The following is a 16,044-nucleotide window of genomic DNA, read 5'->3' on the forward strand; positions in this document are numbered from 1 at the left end:
CAGCACGGAAAGTGCGGGAGAACCAGTGTCATCCCGGCCCCTACAACCCGTACTTCCAGCACTTCACGGGCGAGACGTTCTTTCAGCACCGCCCACCCATTCACCCCTCCTCGCTCAGCCGTTGGCGCGACCGCATCGGCGAGGAAGGGGTGGAGTGGCTGCTGACGAAGACGATCGAGGCAGGCCGGGCCTCAGGCGCCGTGTCGGAACGCAGCCTCGCCGAGATCGCGGTGGACACGACGGTGATGGAGAAGGCCATCGCCCACCCGACCGACAGCCGGCTCTACGAGAAGGCCCGCCGCTCCCTGGTGTCGCTGGCGGCCAAGGCCGGCATCAGCTTGCGACAGAACTACAACCGCCTGGCACCGCGCCTAGCGGCCCGGGTGGGACGGCATGCTCATGCTCGGCAGTACCGGCGCATGCGCAAGGCCTTGCGCACCTTGAAGGGCTACACCGGCCGCGTCCTGCGCGACCTTGGTCGTCAGATCAGCGGCGTTCCGGACGAACGGCTGCGGGCGCGGATCGAGGAACGCCTCGCCCTCGTCACCCGCCTGCTGTGGCAGACAGCGAAGACACCCCGCAAGCTCCTCGCCCTGCACGAGCCGGCGGTGGACTGCATCTCTAAGGGCAAAGCGAGGGTGCGCTACGAGTTCGGGACCAAGGTCAGCATCGCCACCACGCTCGCCGGCGGCTTTGTGGTCGGCATGCGTTCCATGCCCGGCAACCCCTATGACGGCCACACCCTCGCCGACGCCCTCCAGCAGGTCGAGACCCTGACCGACCAGCGTCCCACCCTCGCCGTCGTCGACCGCGGCTACCGGGGTCACGGCGTCCAGGGCACCCAGGTCCTCATCAGTGGCACACGACGCGGCCTCACGCCGCGCTTGGGCAGGCTGCTCCGGCGCCGCAGCGCCATCGAGCCCGAGATCGGACACATGAAGACCGATGGCCGTCTCGCACGCTGCGCCCTCAAGGGCACGACCGGTGATGCCCTCTATGCCGTGCTCTGCGGCTGCGGTTACAACATCCGCAAGATCCTCGCCCACCTCAGGGCCCTTCTGACCGCTCTCCTCGTCGTACTCGACGAACTAACCCAGCCGGCAGACCATCGACCAGTCACCGCCTCGGCGGCCTGAAGCAGTTATTCAAACCCGACTAGGCAGCGCTCCCATTTCTCAGCGCCGCCACGGCCAGACTACCCGGCCACTCCGTGAGGGACTTTCGCTCCACCGTTCTCAGAGGAAAGTGATGTCTGAAACACCAACGTCTGGGGTCACGTCAACCGAACGCCTGCTTGCAGAGTTGTGTGATCGCTCATTCTTGCGTTTATGGAGCTATGCTAATCCATATAAGGATGATGGTCACGAATTCTGCGATGTGCTCGCAGCTTTTGAAAATCATGTATTCATTTTCTTTGACCGCAAAAAGCAGCTCACCGAATTTGCAGTTGATGAGGACCCCAATATCAAATGGAGCCGCTGGAAGCGCAACGCGATCGATCGACAAGTTCAGACAACTCATGGCGCTGAACGCTATCTTCGCAGCGGCCGTGCGGTTTACCTTGATGCAAAGAAGGCGAAGGAATTCCCGGTACCGATCAACCGAGACACGATGATCGTTCACAAGATCATTGTTGCCCATGGCGCGGCTGAGGCATGCAAGAACTTTTCAGAAAGCAATATCTATGGCAGCCTCGCTATATCTTATGGCGAAAGCGATGTGCCCGATCCATTTCCCTTTATGATCCACCTCGACAAAGCTGCACCAGTCCATGTTTTCGATAGTCACAACCTTCCGATCATTCTTGGCGAACTCGATACAGTAAAGGACCTTGCTGACTACCTTGATGCAAAAGCTAACGCTATTTCGTCGCTCGACATGCTTTCATATTGTGGCGAAGAGGACCTTCTTGCGCACTACTGGCTGAACCTCGACAAAAACAAACGCCACTTCATCGGAACATCTGATCCAACAGTCAATGCCGTTATGGTGGGGGAAGGGGAGTGGAAAGACCTTGTTGAGCTTCCCCAATATATTGAGACAAAGAAGGCCAATCAGCAATCATACTTGTGGGACGAAATAATTCAGCGCACCTGTGACAACTGGACGAAGGGGACGCTGCGCGGTCATGGAGAGCTATTGAGCGGGCGTGGTGCAATCCATGACATGGCGAAGGAGCCGCGCTTTATGCGGCGGGTTATGGTCGAACGCATGATAAACGCCATCAACGAGTTTCCGGCCGAGAAAGATCAACTACAACGACACATGTGTTTTTTTCATTCTTTTTATCCTGATAAGGCATATGTCTTTTTGCAATTGTGGGTGCCTGCGCGCATGCGCGAGGATGAAGATGCTTATCGTGCGAAAAGGCAAGAGGTGCTTCGGAGAGCATGCGGTGCTGCCAAAAACCATAATCCATCACTTAAGACCGTAATTGGCATTGCCATCGATCCGCCCAAGCTGACAGATCAGAATGCCGAAGATTTTCTTTGGATGGACTGCTCTGAATGGCCGGAGGAGACGCGAGCTGAATACGAAGAACTGAATGAGGGCTGGAACTTCTTCCGGACGGGCACCCGTCATGAGCAAGTAATATCAGAATTTGTTCGCCCACCTAAACCTAAAAGAGCCTCAAACCGCAGCATCTCTAAAGTGGGACGAAACGAGCTTTGCCCCTGCGGATCCGGCAAGAAATTCAAGAAATGCCACGGGAGGTAGTGCAGTTTTCTTTTAAAACGCACTCAGGACCTCGCGGCCAAGTTCTGCTCCTTCGGTCCGCCAATGGCCGTGTAGATCGTCGTCGTGCTGACGTGGGCATGTCCTACCCAGCGCGCCGCTTGCAAAGATTGCCCATCGTCGGCGCCACTGGTTCGGATGAATCGGGGAGGCTTGAGGATGGCTGACACTGCCGCTCGTCGCGTTGATCTCAACAACCTGTCGGCGGAACAGCTCACAGCGCTTATCGCGGATGCGCAGCAAGCGTTGCAGGGCAAGCAGGAGGCGGCACGCGCATCCTTGATCGAGGAGATGACCAAGAAGGCTGAGGCTCTCGGCCTCAGCCTCAGCGATCTGGTGCCTGGCACTGCGCCGCGCAGTGCCCCGACGCGCCGCAAGCGCAGCGACGCCGGCAAGGATGTGCCGGTGAAGTATCGCGGCCCCAATGGGGAGACGTGGAGCGGACGTGGACGCATGCCGCGCTGGCTGCATGCGGCGGAGTTGTCGGGCCGCAAGCGCGAGGAATTTGCTGCTTAACCATGTTCCTTGTTTGGCCCAGGAGGCGAGGAACCAAGTTCCTCGTCCCGACCATGCCTCCGCATCACTGCCGCGCAGAGCGGAAGTCAAACCCCCACGCCGCAGGCGCGTGGCCGCGCAGCGGCGCGGAGCCACGCACAGCCCGAAGGGCGAGCATGGCGAGCGGGGTTGACGGAGCGAGCACGGCGGTACCTCTCGCTTGGGATCTGGTGCCGATTAAGGTAAGATCGCGCAATGAGCCCGAAAGCGTTTATCTCGTATAGCTGGAGCAGCCCGGATCACCAAGCCTGGGTTCTTCGCTTTGCAACTGAGTTGCGTGAATCGGGCGTTGACGTCGTTCTCGATAAATGGGACCTGAAAGAAGGTCATGATGCGCACGCCTTTATGGAACAGATGGTTAATGACCCTGCAGTAGCAAAGGTCATTATCGTATGCGATCGCGCCTACACAGAGAAGGCAAATGGCCGTCGCGGGGGTGTCGGCATAGAAACGCAAATTATCACGCCTGAAATCTACAGCCATGTAACGCAGGACAAGTTTGCGGCAGTGGTGCTAGAACGCGACGAAGAAGGGCAACCCTACAAGCCGAGCTACTATAAATCGCGCATCCATATCGACCTGAGCGATGCGACGACATATGCAGAGAATTTCGATCAACTTCTGCGCTGGATATTTGATAAGCCGCTGCACATCAAGCCGCCGCTTGGAAGGCCACCCGAGTTTCTGAGTGATGATTCCTCCGCGCCAAAGCTACAGACCTCTGCTCGCTACCGTCGCGCCATCGAAGCTGTACGCAATGGGAATGCCCACGGCGTCGCGTTTGCGGCTGAGTATTTCGATGGCTTGGTACAAGAGCTTGAGAAGCTACGGTTGCGCGGGCAGGAGTTTACGAACGACACTTATGATGAAGCCGTGATGGCAAGCATCACCAGCTTCATCCCGCAACGAAATGAGACCCTCTCACTTGTGGAAGCTTTGGTGCGATATGCCCCTGCGGAAACTGCCAGCCAGCTTGCACATAACCTACTTGAGCGCATTATGGTCTATATGCACCCGCCCGAAGGGGTGAACAGCTGGCAAAACTGGGACTTTGACAATTACAAATTCATAGCATACGAACTGCTCTTACACATATTGGCAATTTTTATCAAAGCGGGTCAGTTTTCTGCCGCCGCCACCTTGATCAATGAAGAATATTATGTCGCGGGAAGCAATGCGTCGCGACGATCTATGCGGGATTATGCCGTGTTTTTGGATGATCTCGTTTCTTTCAATCGCCGCAATGAGCGTTTGCAACTCCGCCATCTCTGCCTTGTGGCTGACGTCATCAAGGATAGATGCAAGGGCGTTCCAACCGACTTCAATCAGGTTATGCAGGCCGATTTCGTGCTTTTCTTGCACGCACGTTTAACAGGCCATGGTTGGTGGTTTCCGCAGACGCTCGTCTACAGTGAGCGCCATTCAGATGCGCCTTATGAAATTTTCGCTCGCGCGAAGTCCAAAGCCTTCTTTGGACGTCTCGCTGAGATGTTTCAAAACATGGCGTTGGAAGATTTCAGACGACGCGTGAAGGAGATGGCCAGCGATCCTAGAAACCTGCCGCGATGGAATTTCCACACACTGTCCTTAAGCGCTTCTACGGGAGTAGAGGATCTGGGCACGCGCCCCTGACGCTAATCAGAACCTGATCCGCTCTACCTCATCCTGCGTGAGCCGCTCTTTCGTGCGGTCATAGAGCTTGGTCGTACGCGGACTTTCATGCGCCGCCATTGGCGAGGTAGGCTGTGATGCCTGTCGTGCGGAAGCTGTGGTTGCCGATTGCCGCGCTGGTCCTGGCCGCCGTCGCACGGCGGCGGATCATCAACCATGCCGCTGACTGATCGAGGGGTTCCGCCGTCAGCGACGTGGCCGTATGGCCGGGGCTGCTGCGGAAGAGGAAGCCCTTGCGATCCTCTCCGATGCCAGCGGCATCGATGTAGGCGTGCAGGGCCTCGGCAAGGGCGTGGTGGCAGGGCATGGCGTGCTGCTTGCCGCCCTTCTCATGCAGCCGCAGCGTCCCCCCCGCACCCTTCGGCCGAAGATCCTCCACGCGCATCTTCAGCGCCGCGCCGATGCGCGCGAAGGAGTAGGTGAGGGTCGCAATCAGCGCGAAGCCGGCCCGCAGCCCGTGGGGCGAGAGCCGCTCGCCAGCGTCGGCCGTCACCTTCGCGAGGGCCGCTCGGCGCAGCAGGATCTGGCGCACCCCGTCGGGCGAGAGCCGGTCGTGGCCGATACGGCCCCAGCGGTCGATCCGCGTGAAGAGCGGCCCGAAGCGGAGATCCCCCGCCTCGATCCAGGCCTCGACGGCGCGCACGGGACAGGTCTCACGCTTCCTGCCGCGGGGGATGCCGAGCTCCACGCCCTCGCCGCCTTGGTCGGTCTTGGAGCGGGGCAGCAGGAGGCGGAGCCCCTCGCCCGAGAGGCGCAGGTGCTCGCGATCGACGCCGACGAGTTCGGAGCGGCGCAGCGCGCCGGCGAAGCCGAGCAGCAGCAGCGCGCGGTCGCGGCAGCCGGTCAGGCCGGCGTCGCAGGTGGCGATCAAGCGGCGCAGTTCGGCCGAGGTGAGGGCGGCGGCCTGGCGGACGCGGGAGCCGTGCAGGCGGGCGATGCCCTGGAGAGTGGTGCGGATGGCGGGGTGGCCCGGGGTCCAGTCGAGGCCGCGGACGCGGTGGGCGTGGCCGATGGCGGCGAGGCGGCGGTCGAGGGCGGAGCGGGGGTGGGTGGGGGCGAGGGCGGCGAGGTAGGCGGCGACGGCGGAGGGGGCGGCCGGGAGAGGGGTAGTGCGGTGGGCGAGGCACCAGGCCTCGAAGTCGGCGAGGTCGGTGCGGTAGGCGCGCAGGGTCTCGGGGGCGAGGGCGCGGCGGGCATATGCCTTGGCGGCCTCGATCGCCTCGGCCAGGCGCGGGGACAGCTCACCCCCGATGGGCGCGACGGGGACGACCATACGGCGCCCCCTCCCCTCGCAGCGTCTCCGCCGTCCACCGCTCAAACCCCTTTGCCGGCGCACCCGCGCCTGCTTACCCCGACCGCAGAGTGCCGCCCTGCCCGGATTGGGGCAACCCCTGCAACACACTTGGTAAGTGAGGCTTACCGCGTCTGATGCTGGTCTGCCTCAATGCCCACCGTGAGTTCGGATCGAATTTTCAACCCGTGGAACGGACGTTTGGGGTTGAAAACTGCTCGATCCCGCGAGAGAATTGTGGTCTTGACAGCACAGCCAAACACCTCTCCGGACCTCGCCGCCGCTGTCGCCCTGGCCCGCGGAGCCGCGCGTCGCTTCCTTGATGACCAACCGGCTCTTCGGACTCTCGCCGGCGCCGACGCTGTTGGAGGGTTCCTCCTCGATCGGGCCGCCGTGGCAGCGGAGCACGCTATGGGATGTGCGATGCTTGGGGAGGCGCGCCTAGCTGCGCCCGGCGCCGTAGTTGCGAGGGCCGTGCTGGAGGCGTTCTTTGGGACCTACTGGGCCGCCCTCGACGAGGCCAATGGCCGCCGCCTTATGCAAGCCACGCGGCGGGAGACGTTAAGGCTCATGCGCCTCAACCTCCAGGGCGGGAACGGCACGATCCGCCATTGCGAGACCGGGGAGGACCACACGCGGGAAGTCCTCCGGCATCCCTCCATAGCCGACGCCGAGCGTCTGCCGCGCTTCGACCACTTGGCGAAAGAAGGTGGTCTGAAGAAAGTCTACGACGCCCTCTACGGCATGATGTCTATGTTCGCGCACGGCGCCGGTATGGAGCTCCTGACCGACGGGCGCCAGGACTCCTTTATTCACGCGCAGCTCCACGCGGCCAGCGCTGTCGTGCGCTGCAATCATTTGATCGTCGTGAATCGCTTCCGGCATAGCAGGACGACGACACAGGATGAGATCGCCGGTATCCTGCAGGTGTCGCTGTGAAGGTGGCTCTTGGGGAGACGCGCTTCATCGTCTATCTCCGTGTCTCGACCGACAAGCAGGGCCGCTCGGGCCTTGGTCTGGAAGCGCAGCGCGCCGCAGTTGCCGCCCATGTGGAGGCGGCCCATGGGCACATCGTCGCCGAGCACGTCGAAGTGGAGAGCGGTCGGAAGAAGGATCGCCCGGAACTCGCGCTTGCGCTGGAAGCGTGCCGCGCGATGCGCGCTACCCTCGTCATTGCGAAGCTCGATCGCCTCGCCCGCAACGTCGCCTTCGTCTCCAACCTTATGGAGAGCGGCGTCGAGTTCGTCGCTGCCGACATGCCAACCGTGAACCGGCTGACGATCCACATCCTTGCTGCGGTGGCCGAGGAGGAAGCGCGGATGATCAGCGCGCGCACGAAAGCCGCTCTCGCCGCGGCGAAGGCGCGGGGCGTTGTGCTCGGTAACCCCCGCCTCCTCGCGCGCGACCCCGTCCTCGCCGCCCGCGCAAATGCGGTACAGATCAGCAACGCCCGCCGCCGTGCGGCCGCGGTGCAGCCTTACCTCGACGCCGCAAAACGGGCGGGGGCAGCGACACTCGCGGAGATCGCGGATGCGCTTATGGCGCGAGGCGTGCCAGCTCCGCGCGGGGGAAGCCGGTGGTCGCCAGCACAGGTTCGGCGCGCGCTCGCCGCGGAAACATCCCGCTGATCGAGGCCATGATTCAAGATCGCATCGTCGGAGTGGGAATCGATCTTGTGGAGATCGCGGAAATCAAGCGTCTCTTGTCCGACCCCGGGGGGCACTTTCTCCGGCGCTGCTTTACGGATGCGGAGCGCGCCACCGCCGGCGCCGGAGCTCGCGGCGAGAGGCGCCTCGCCGGCCGGTTTGCCGTAAAGGAAGCCGTGGTCAAGGCCATCGGCACAGGCTGGGGCGACGGCATTGCATGGAACGACATTGAGGTCCTCGCCGCCTCATCTGGAGCTCCCCTTGTCACCCTCCGCGACGGCGCCGCCGCCGCCGCCGGGCACGTCCGCCAGTGGTTCGTCAGCGTGAGCTACGCCGGCGCCTACGTGACCGCCGTCGCCTTGGCGGTGGGCGAGCGCCCTGAATGTAGCGACCGAACCTGTGGCGAAATTTAGCCCGTCACGCGTCGGCGGCGACGGCCTCCGTCGCCCGGGCGTCTGAAGTGCCCAGGAAGCGGATGGCGCGCTGATCGAGGTCCACCAGCACCCGGCCCCCGTTGTGCTTCACCACCTCCCGCCAGACCGCGTAGGCAGACAGGATAGCACGCTGCCAATCGCCGAGGCTGCACCGGGAGACTTCCAGGTGGCGCGTCACGCTCGCGACAGTCTTGAGGAGGTCATAGTCGAGGTCGCGGACGCCTTCGAGGAATCCATGCGCGCGGGCGTAGTCGAACACCAGTGCCGAGACGCCCTCCTCGATGACCTGCGCGCGCCCACCGTCCTCGACCTCGTCCACCTCCGGCCGGCTCTTGCGTTTCCGCTTCATCAGTCCACGCACGACGGGCGACCAGCCTAGCACCGCCACCAGGGCAAGATGAAACACGTCGTGGAAGCGGTAGCCGTCTGGATCGTAAGCGTTGTCGGTGAGGGCCGCGCCAAGGGACTCCCCGTCCAGCAGAACCCGTACCCTCACCTTCCCCTCAACCATGGTCTCGTACATCTCGACTTCGAAGCGCCGCGGGAAGCGCTCGCGCTCGGGATATTCCTCATCGAAAATGTGCGGCGCGTCTGGCCTGGCTCCCCAACGCCCTCGCGCCTTCTCCAAGTTCTCCGCAGCGATCTGGGCCAGATCGAGGTCGAACTTGCTGGCGACGTTGGCGACGTACCAGAGAAGGTCGCCGAGCTCCTCGGCGACGCGCTCCTTGAACATAAGGTGCGCGTTGCGGTCGCGCAGGTGCTTCTTGTACTCGCTGAGGAGCTGGCCCGTCTCACCCGCGAGGCCGAGCAGGGGCACAATGAGGCCAGCTACCGGATCGACGGTGCCCGACGCGGTGAGAGGGACACGGTCGGTCGCCAGCGCCTCCTGCTGGTAAATGCGCATGTCCATGGTCTGCCTCCTCGGGGCGATGGTCAGGGTTTCCGCACGCTGTTCGGCGGCGCGTGGCGCGGCGGTGGTGTCGAGACCCCACTTCGGCGGGTACCAGGGGGGGACGAGAGGAGCCGCGCTCGGGGCAAAGCGCTGCTTGATCCGAGTGCGGCCCGCGACCCCGGAAACGTCGGGATGCGCCACGCGAGCGTACTTACTGATCTCGCAGAATAGGTTCTGGCAGTCGATGAGTTGGAGGCGACGGCCCCAGAGCGAAGGAAATTCGAGGCCGAGGCGCTCGAACTCCTCCTCCTGCCGGTCCGCGACGAGACGGATCAACTCCGCTTCGTTGAGGCCGCCACCACTCGCGAAGCACTTGCTCAGCCCGTCCCGCGCACCCGGGCCGGGCACGACGAACTCCATCTCGGAGAAGTCGGTCAGGAGGCTGTAGTTGATGTCCGTGACGAACTGGTAGGCGAGGAAGTCGCCGACCGTCGGAAAGGAGCGGAGCAGGTCGAACGCCTGCTGCATCCGCCGTGCGCCGCGCAGCTGCGCGGGCACCCCCGCGTGCATCATAGCCTCCAGTAGCCGGAGGTGGTTCTGGTGCTTCGCGGGGTGGCCGAAGGTCGAACCGCCCGGGGGCATGATGTAGGCGGCCGAGTAGATCCTCGTGCCGCCGCGCAGCGCCTGCGCGAGGGCGGTGTCGTAGAGGTCGAAGCGGTAGTCTGCCCACGTCACCGCACCGAATGCAGTCTCTAGCAGCTCCCACGTCTCGATCTTGTTGAAGAGCTTAAAGAGGAGGATGCGGAAGAAGACCTCCTCGTCCGATGACGGCAGGTCCTCGCGGTAGATCACGTTGCGGATGAGATACTGACTTACCCGATCCGACGCGCGGTAGGCATTGGTGAAACGATACCCGCCGATGACGGGGTCCTCCGTCCATGGTGGTCGCGCGCCCGCGAGCCTGCGAAAGAACACGCGCTGCCGCTCCACCGCGAAGTGCCAGTAGCTGTCGTACACCTCGGTGACGCGCGCCGGCGCCAGATGGCTGGAATAGACAGCTTTGGGCAGGGCGAGCGGCGGTGCCGGCCGCGGTTCCGCCGGCACGGGCAGTGCGAACGCCGCCTGCTGCGCGCCTTCCCCGGGTGCCGACTTCCGCGGACGCCCGCGTGGGCGGCCCGTTGGGATCCCCGGCGGCTTCAGGTGCGTCACTTAGCGGCCGACACTGCGGCGTGCGCCGGCGTTGTCACGGACGACAAACACGCGCGGGCGGCGGCGGTCAGCGGCACGAGGTGGGGGTTGGTCTTGCCGGGGCGGTCGAGCTTCTCGATTCCCACCGTGATGTTCACCCGCGCGAGCTGAAGCTTCATCTCGTGCGCCATGAAGGCCCCGAGCTGCGCGATGCCGAGGTAGTTGCCGTATGCTCGGTGGAAGAGCTGCTGCGTCGGGTAGAAGGCGTTGATAACGAGGCCACCGTCGTCTGTGGGGACGAAGCTGACCTGCTGGAGGCAAGGGAAGCCGAGCTGAGCGTCGGGAACGTGGTCGCGCGCGGGGTCGAAGATGGCGGCCTGGAACATGGAGTGCCGCACCCCTGGCCGCCCGAGATACTGGGACAGCACCCACTCCAATTGGTTGCCGTCGCACGGGCCGGACCCGTAGGCGACTAGGCGCCCGAAGTAGAGGCCTCGCCGGTTCGAGGTCGGGTTCATCGCCATCAACCGCGGCAGGGCGCTGCGGCACATCCCGAAGAACTTCGTCCGGTCGCCCTGCGCCATGCGCCAGTAGCGCTCTGGGAAGATGGTGAACGCGACCGTCTCCACGTCCCAGTCGTCGAACGCGTCGAGGGCAGTGTCCATCGCTGCCCGCATCGCGCCGTCCTCGGGGATCTCGCCCTCGGGTCCGAAGCCGCCGATGCTGACGACGAGGGGGGAAATCCTGGTGCCGGAATTGTCCATCACGCGCAGGAAGGCGCGCGCCCAAGCCCGGGATATGCTGCTCTCCTCGATGATGAAGGGGACGGGCGCAACGCTAGTCATCGTCGTGGTCCTCCAAGTGGCGGTACTTCGCGAGGCCGACGTAGTGGGGCCGCGCGACACGCACGAAGGTTGCCCACGGCGTTCCCGGGACAGTCGCGCGGGCCACGCCCGGGGAAACCGCGCGGAAGAGCGAGCCGGATCCCGTGCTGCCCTCGGCTGCCGCGATAGCTCCCTCGAGCTGCGCGCCCTGCGGCAAAAGAAGCAGCGTGCCGACCTCCGCATCGAGGGTCGGCGCCGCCCAATGGTGGTCGGCCACCACGAGCGGGCTGGGCGTGACCGTGCCGAGAATCTCCTCGCGCAGCGAGCGGGGCGTCGCGCGGAGGAGCCTCGTCGCATGCGCGCGGGGCATCTCGCCCAGGGCATAGGTGAGGTGGGTGACGAGGGTGGCGTACCCAACGCCGAACTCGCAGGCGACCGCGAAGACCTGCTGCGGCGTCGCTGCCGCCGGCGTCCAGCCTCGGGCCGCGAAGCCGCGGCGGAGGCCGAGCGTCGGCATCAGCGCGAACGCCGCGAAGGCATCGGCGAGGATCTCGTTCGGGCTGCTCTGCGCACCGCCGGCCACGTCCTCGCGCAGCTCGTCGATGGTGGAGCCGTGGCCGAAGACGTGGTGCCCCAGCTCGTGACCGCAATTGTACGCCCGCCGGGGTAGGGGGCGCAACGCGGAGAGGTGGATGCGCGATGAAGACCCGCGCTCGTACATCCCCTCCATGCTCGCAATGTCGTTGAAGCGGACTGTCACCTGGTGAACCTCGCAGAGCCCGTAGATGCAAATCGGGCTGTGTAGGTCGAGGTTGGCCACCTGCCGCGCCCGGATAGAGGCCAGCATGGCCTGGTGGGCGAGAGCGCGGCGGTCTGGCATGATCTGGGCTTTCGGAGGCACGATCACGGCTGGCTCTCGGCCTCCTCGTCTTCGTCCGAGCGTCGCATCGCGGCGAGCAGGGTCATGAGGCGGTCGAGGTCGGCCGGCTTGAGCTTGCCGAGCTCGCGTGCGGCAAGCTGCAGACGGGGATCGTCGGGCGCGATCGTGTCCGGCGCCTCTCCGACGAGCCACGACACACTGACGTCGAACATTTCCGCCATCCGGGCCAGCTCCTCGGCCGTGACGCGGCGGTTGCCCGCCTCGATCTCGGAAACCGAAGGGCGATGGAGGCCGAGCATGCGCGCGACTTGGCCCTGCGAGAGCCCGGCCATCGTCCGCGCCTCCTTGATGCGCGCGGCGAGCTGCGCGCGCCGCGCGGCATCCTGCTGCTCGGTCATGGCTGCCTCACTCCGCCGCAACCGGGGTGGCCGAGGCGGCGATTCGGCACACCTCAGCGACGGTCTGATCGATGCTGAGGGCCGTGCGGCAGGCGCCGCGCGTGCTGAAGATGTTCACGTTGTTGGGGATTTCCATGCCGAGGGTCGCAGCAAGCATCCCAGTGGCCACGGGCCAAATTTTGCTGTTGAACTTGTCGAGGTCCGTGATCGGGACCGTGGCGCCGGTGAGGACGGGGCACGCCAGACCGCTCATCACCTGGATCTGGCCCAGGATGGCGATCAACTCCTTCCTGACATGACCGGCGTCCATCGCCTCCACTCCGGATGCTTACGAGTGGTAAGATAGGATTACCGATAGGCAGTTCAAGGCCTCCTTGTGCAAGGAAGGTTCCTCGGACCGAGAAAGCCTTAGCGTCGGCTCCGACAGGCGTCGGCTATACAGAGGTCCATGTCGTCCGCGTCCGCCGAGCCCGCATCGCCTCGCCGCCCTTGGGACCTGCACCCGGCTCTAGCCGAGGAACGCCTGGCTGCGGCTGCCCGACTGCTGGCTCGCGGGCGGGCCGACGCCTTAGCGCTGGCCGACCCCTGGGCTGGGGACGATGCTTGGTCCGTCGGTTGCCGCGCCTACGCTTTCTCGAAGCACCAGCTCGCCCGCGCCGCCGAGAGCGGCCGCTACCCTTGGCTCGGCATCCTCGACGAGACCCACCACTTCATCTTCCTGATCGAGGGCGTGCCCGTGCGCTTCTTTCGGGGCGATGCCGAGGAACCCAATAAACGCACGCTTCGTCAGCAGGAGAGCGAAGCCGAGCAACTCGCGCTGGCCCTCGGTGGGGATGCTATGGAGGGGCTGATGTTCCGCCTCGCGGTCGAGACGGGCGACGCCGGCGAGGTGAAGCGGGTCGTGTTCCTGGCGCTACGGGGCGAAGAAGGCCGAGTGGAATGCTTTTGGCCCATACCGCTTGGGGAGGGCGCGGGCGTGCCGGTGGAGGCCGTACGCCGGAATAGCGGGGGCGGACTGCAATTGCCGCTGTCAGCCGCGATGCGGGGACCAGCTCGGCTGGAGGCGTCCACCCGCCGCCGGCGCCTCGCGCCGAAGCCGGTCCTCTGACATGGCTCACCCCGGCAGCGTGCCCCGAACCCGGGCCACTCTACCCGCTGCTCTCGCAGCCACATGAACCCCCAAAACGCAGAAGAGCCGCCCCAGAGGACGGCTCCTCGCGAAACAGGTATTTGGCGTCCGCCGGGAATTTACCGCCTGGCTGAAACCAGACGACAGGGAAGCCCCCCGGGGCCCGACCGAGGGGTAATGTATGGATCAGCCTTCCCAATCTCAAGATGATTCGGCCCCGCCCCCCTACGACCCTGAGAAGGTCGCCGACGCGCTCAGCCGCGACCGCCTCTCGAAGTACCTCGCCCGGACCGGTGGGAACGCCGATCGCGCCCTCACCCTCTACGTCTGGAACGCCGAGGTCGGTGCCGCCCTCACCGTCGTCCTCTCTCAGGTTGAGATCGGTCTGCGCAACGCCATCCATCGCGCGCTCGCCGATGCCTTCGGGCCCGACTGGCACCGCGTCGCCCGTTTCCGCAACGCTCATCCGAGAGTGCAAGCCGAACTGGACAAGGCCGAGGGTCGGTTGAGGAAGGGCAGCCCGTCGCTGCCGGACATCATCGCCGCCAGCGACTTCAATCTCTGGCGCGAACTCCTCCGCCCTGCCTATGGCGGCATCTTCTGGAGCAAGCGTATCCCCCTCGCCTTCCCGAGCATCACCCTCACCGGGCACGAGCGGCAGATCCTGACAGCCCTCCACGCTCGCGCGGAGCTGCTTCAGGATCTGCGCAACCGCATCGCGCACCACGAGCCAATCATCGGCTCCAACTGGGAGCCGATCGGGGCGAAGCTCGCCGACCGCCATCGTGAAGCGGTCGAACTGCTGGGCTGGATCAGCCCAGATCTCGCGCGCTGGGTCCTTTCCCGTGACCACTTCGCCGCGGTGATGGCAGCATGCCCGGAACCGGTCGGGCGTGTGTCCCGCTCGTCAGGAGGTCGTGCCTGAGCGCGACATCAATTAATCTGTGGGCAGGCGGTCAAGCAGAAGTCGCATGAAACCCAGCTCGTCAAAGGCAAGATGATGACAGTTCATCGTCGTCGGCTCGGCACCCGGCACGCCCTCTCCCTCCCAAATCACCGGGATTGCTCGGGGCGGTAACTTCGCCCCCTTCCAGACCGCCCGCGCATAGTGCTGCGCTATCTGCAAATCGTCGGCGTGGAAGCGGAGGACGAAGCGCATGAAGCGCGCGTGGCTCTCCATGTACTCCGCCGCGAGCGGCACAATCTCGTAGCTGGACGTCCCCAGCCTCAGCAGTTCGTCACGGACCGGCCCCTTCGTCTTTGGGTTGCCGCATAGCTCCCCGGTGTCGAGGAGCAGCCGCACGCCCATCGCCATCGACCCGTCGGAGCGCGAACGTGTCCCGGTGATCGGCATGAGCGACACCGGCACGTTCTGGTGAAGCGCGTAGTTCCGGAGATTGTACATGATGCGGTAGGCGAGCGAGCGGTCGTAGGCAAAGCTGAACTCTCGCGGCGGAAGCCCCACTATCTCCGGCTCATCTCGGTACGTCGTCGCGAACCACTTCAAAATACGGTCCCTGAAAGTCGCCGCCGAGCCGAGGAAATTCGACACGTGCCGTTGCGCGCGGGCGAGGGCAGGAAGCAGCATCGCGGGCACGATCCCGAAGGCATTCGGTGCGCCTTCCAGGCTCTGTGCGATAATCGCCTCAACCTGCCGTAACTCCCCATGATCCTCTTCGAGAGCTAGGTAGGATATCACCAGCGGTCGGAGCGCGACGACGATCCGCATCACCTCGCTGAACTCGTGCCACAGCTCCTGCGTGAACTCGCCGTCCTGCACCGAGACGTCCACGGTGCCGTCGTCCCTCGGGACGTAGTAGCCGAAGCGCCGCAGCACTCCCTTGGTCTGGCCCACACTGACCTCCGCCTCTGCAATCAATAGATGGGAGCGTCTCCCCCGCTGCGCGGGGGCCGGGCTGTCGGGCTTCGCCCCGAGCCGCCTGCGGCGTCTCGGCCCTCCGGGCTTCCATCCCTGACGCGGAGCGACCGCAGCGGGCGCGCCAGTGTCCCAATGGGCGGAGGCTGCCAGCGTGCTCGCGGGCGTCAACGGGGCCGGGGAGGTGGTCGCTCGATCACCCCCGCCGCTGCGCAGCGCCCTGCGGGTGCGCGACCGGGGGCCGCGCAGGCGTGATCCCGATGAGGGCAGCGCCAATGCCCCATTGACCCCCGCTGCGCGCGCCGGCCGGGTGAACTCGTCGGGACGAGGGGCGCCAGTAGTAGTTCAACCCTCGCCTCCGGCGCGGGTCGAACAAGGGGCGGGTGGAAGAGGTGGGAACGGAAGTAAAGCACAGAGTAGAAGGGCCAGGTCGGATCGAGCGAGACTGTCGATGCGGGATGATTTGCTGTCAGGATACTTCGTATGTGCTCGCTTCCGTGGGGAAGAAATCGTGCTAAATCGCT

Annotated in this window: 15 protein-coding genes and 1 pseudogene; 9 read left to right on the forward strand and 7 right to left on the reverse strand. The window is 64.6% G+C overall.

What is annotated here, in order from left to right:
- Positions 1-44: 44 nt before the first annotated feature.
- From ACP6CK_RS30005 to ACP6CK_RS30020, 4 genes and pseudogenes are all read left to right on the forward strand, one after another.
- Positions 45-1,136, forward strand: a pseudogene (locus ACP6CK_RS30005) (IS5 family transposase); the annotation flags it as partial.
- A 112-nt stretch (positions 1,137-1,248) separates the two neighbouring features.
- Positions 1,249-2,718: a YecA family protein gene (locus tag ACP6CK_RS30010; RefSeq protein ID WP_426960389.1), complete on the forward strand. Its 1,470-nt coding sequence runs from the start codon at positions 1,249-1,251 to the stop codon at positions 2,716-2,718.
- A gap of 177 nt (positions 2,719-2,895) precedes the next feature.
- Positions 2,896-3,252 carry an H-NS family nucleoid-associated regulatory protein gene (locus ACP6CK_RS30015; RefSeq protein ID WP_426960390.1) on the forward strand — a complete coding sequence of 119 codons (357 nt, stop codon included), beginning with the start codon at positions 2,896-2,898 and terminating at the stop codon, positions 3,250-3,252.
- A gap of 234 nt (positions 3,253-3,486) precedes the next feature.
- Positions 3,487-4,923, forward strand: a complete 1,437-nt coding sequence (locus ACP6CK_RS30020; protein WP_426960391.1) for a toll/interleukin-1 receptor domain-containing protein — start codon at positions 3,487-3,489, stop codon at positions 4,921-4,923.
- A gap of 85 nt (positions 4,924-5,008) precedes the next feature.
- Here the strand turns inward: ACP6CK_RS30020 and ACP6CK_RS30025 are convergent, their stop codons facing one another.
- Positions 5,009-6,235: a tyrosine-type recombinase/integrase gene (locus ACP6CK_RS30025; RefSeq protein WP_426960392.1), complete on the reverse strand. Its 1,227-nt coding sequence runs from the start codon at positions 6,233-6,235 to the stop codon at positions 5,009-5,011.
- Between the two features lie 492 nt (positions 6,236-6,727).
- Between ACP6CK_RS30025 and ACP6CK_RS30030 the strand changes: the two genes are divergently transcribed.
- Genes ACP6CK_RS30030 through acpS form a run of 3 tightly spaced genes read left to right on the forward strand, consistent with a single transcriptional unit; the run spans position 6,728 to position 8,312 of the window.
- Positions 6,728-7,192 carry a hypothetical protein gene (locus ACP6CK_RS30030; RefSeq protein WP_426960393.1) on the forward strand — a complete coding sequence of 155 codons (465 nt, stop codon included), beginning with the start codon at positions 6,728-6,730 and terminating at the stop codon, positions 7,190-7,192.
- A 2-nt stretch (positions 7,193-7,194) separates the two neighbouring features.
- Complete coding sequence (locus tag ACP6CK_RS30035; protein ID WP_426960394.1) at positions 7,195-7,881, forward strand: recombinase family protein; 687 nt, start codon at positions 7,195-7,197, stop codon at positions 7,879-7,881.
- A gap of 8 nt (positions 7,882-7,889) precedes the next feature.
- Positions 7,890-8,312, forward strand: coding sequence for a holo-ACP synthase (acpS, locus tag ACP6CK_RS30040; protein WP_426960395.1), 423 nt, complete (start codon positions 7,890-7,892; stop codon positions 8,310-8,312).
- 4 nt (positions 8,313-8,316) lie between these two features.
- Here acpS and ACP6CK_RS30045 read toward each other — a convergent pair whose 3' ends face one another.
- Genes ACP6CK_RS30045 through ACP6CK_RS30065 form a run of 5 tightly spaced genes read right to left on the reverse strand, consistent with a single transcriptional unit; the run spans position 8,317 to position 12,825 of the window.
- Positions 8,317-10,434 carry a nucleotide kinase domain-containing protein gene (locus ACP6CK_RS30045; protein ID WP_426960396.1) on the reverse strand — a complete coding sequence of 706 codons (2,118 nt, stop codon included), beginning with the start codon at positions 10,432-10,434 and terminating at the stop codon, positions 8,317-8,319.
- A complete protein-coding gene (locus ACP6CK_RS30050; RefSeq protein WP_426960397.1) occupies positions 10,431-11,258 on the reverse strand; it encodes a hypothetical protein in 828 nt (275 codons plus the stop codon). Before ACP6CK_RS30050 ends, ACP6CK_RS30045 begins: the two co-directional genes overlap by 4 nt.
- Positions 11,251-12,117, reverse strand: a complete 867-nt coding sequence (locus ACP6CK_RS30055; RefSeq protein ID WP_426960398.1) for an ImmA/IrrE family metallo-endopeptidase — start codon at positions 12,115-12,117, stop codon at positions 11,251-11,253. Before ACP6CK_RS30055 ends, ACP6CK_RS30050 begins: the two co-directional genes overlap by 8 nt.
- A gap of 23 nt (positions 12,118-12,140) precedes the next feature.
- A complete protein-coding gene (locus tag ACP6CK_RS30060) occupies positions 12,141-12,515 on the reverse strand; it encodes a helix-turn-helix domain-containing protein (protein ID WP_426960400.1) in 375 nt (124 codons plus the stop codon).
- Between the two features lie 7 nt (positions 12,516-12,522).
- Positions 12,523-12,825, reverse strand: a complete 303-nt coding sequence (locus ACP6CK_RS30065; RefSeq protein ID WP_426960401.1) for a hypothetical protein — start codon at positions 12,823-12,825, stop codon at positions 12,523-12,525.
- A gap of 138 nt (positions 12,826-12,963) precedes the next feature.
- Between ACP6CK_RS30065 and ACP6CK_RS30070 the strand changes: the two genes are divergently transcribed.
- The gene (locus tag ACP6CK_RS30070) at positions 12,964-13,623 is read left to right on the forward strand and encodes a hypothetical protein (RefSeq protein WP_426960403.1); all 660 of its coding nucleotides are present in this window, start codon (positions 12,964-12,966) and stop codon (positions 13,621-13,623) included.
- Between the two features lie 202 nt (positions 13,624-13,825).
- Positions 13,826-14,569 (forward strand): hypothetical protein, encoded by a 744-nt coding sequence (locus tag ACP6CK_RS30075; RefSeq protein WP_426960404.1) that lies wholly within the window; start codon positions 13,826-13,828, stop codon positions 14,567-14,569.
- Positions 14,570-14,581: 12 nt separating this feature from the next.
- Here the strand turns inward: ACP6CK_RS30075 and ACP6CK_RS30080 are convergent, their stop codons facing one another.
- Positions 14,582-15,499 carry a hypothetical protein gene (locus ACP6CK_RS30080; protein WP_426960312.1) on the reverse strand — a complete coding sequence of 306 codons (918 nt, stop codon included), beginning with the start codon at positions 15,497-15,499 and terminating at the stop codon, positions 14,582-14,584.
- Between the last annotated feature and the right edge of the window lie 545 nt (positions 15,500-16,044).

Source organism: Muricoccus radiodurans, from assembly GCF_050154705.1.
Lineage (GTDB): Bacteria > Pseudomonadota > Alphaproteobacteria > Acetobacterales > Acetobacteraceae > Roseomonas > Roseomonas radiodurans.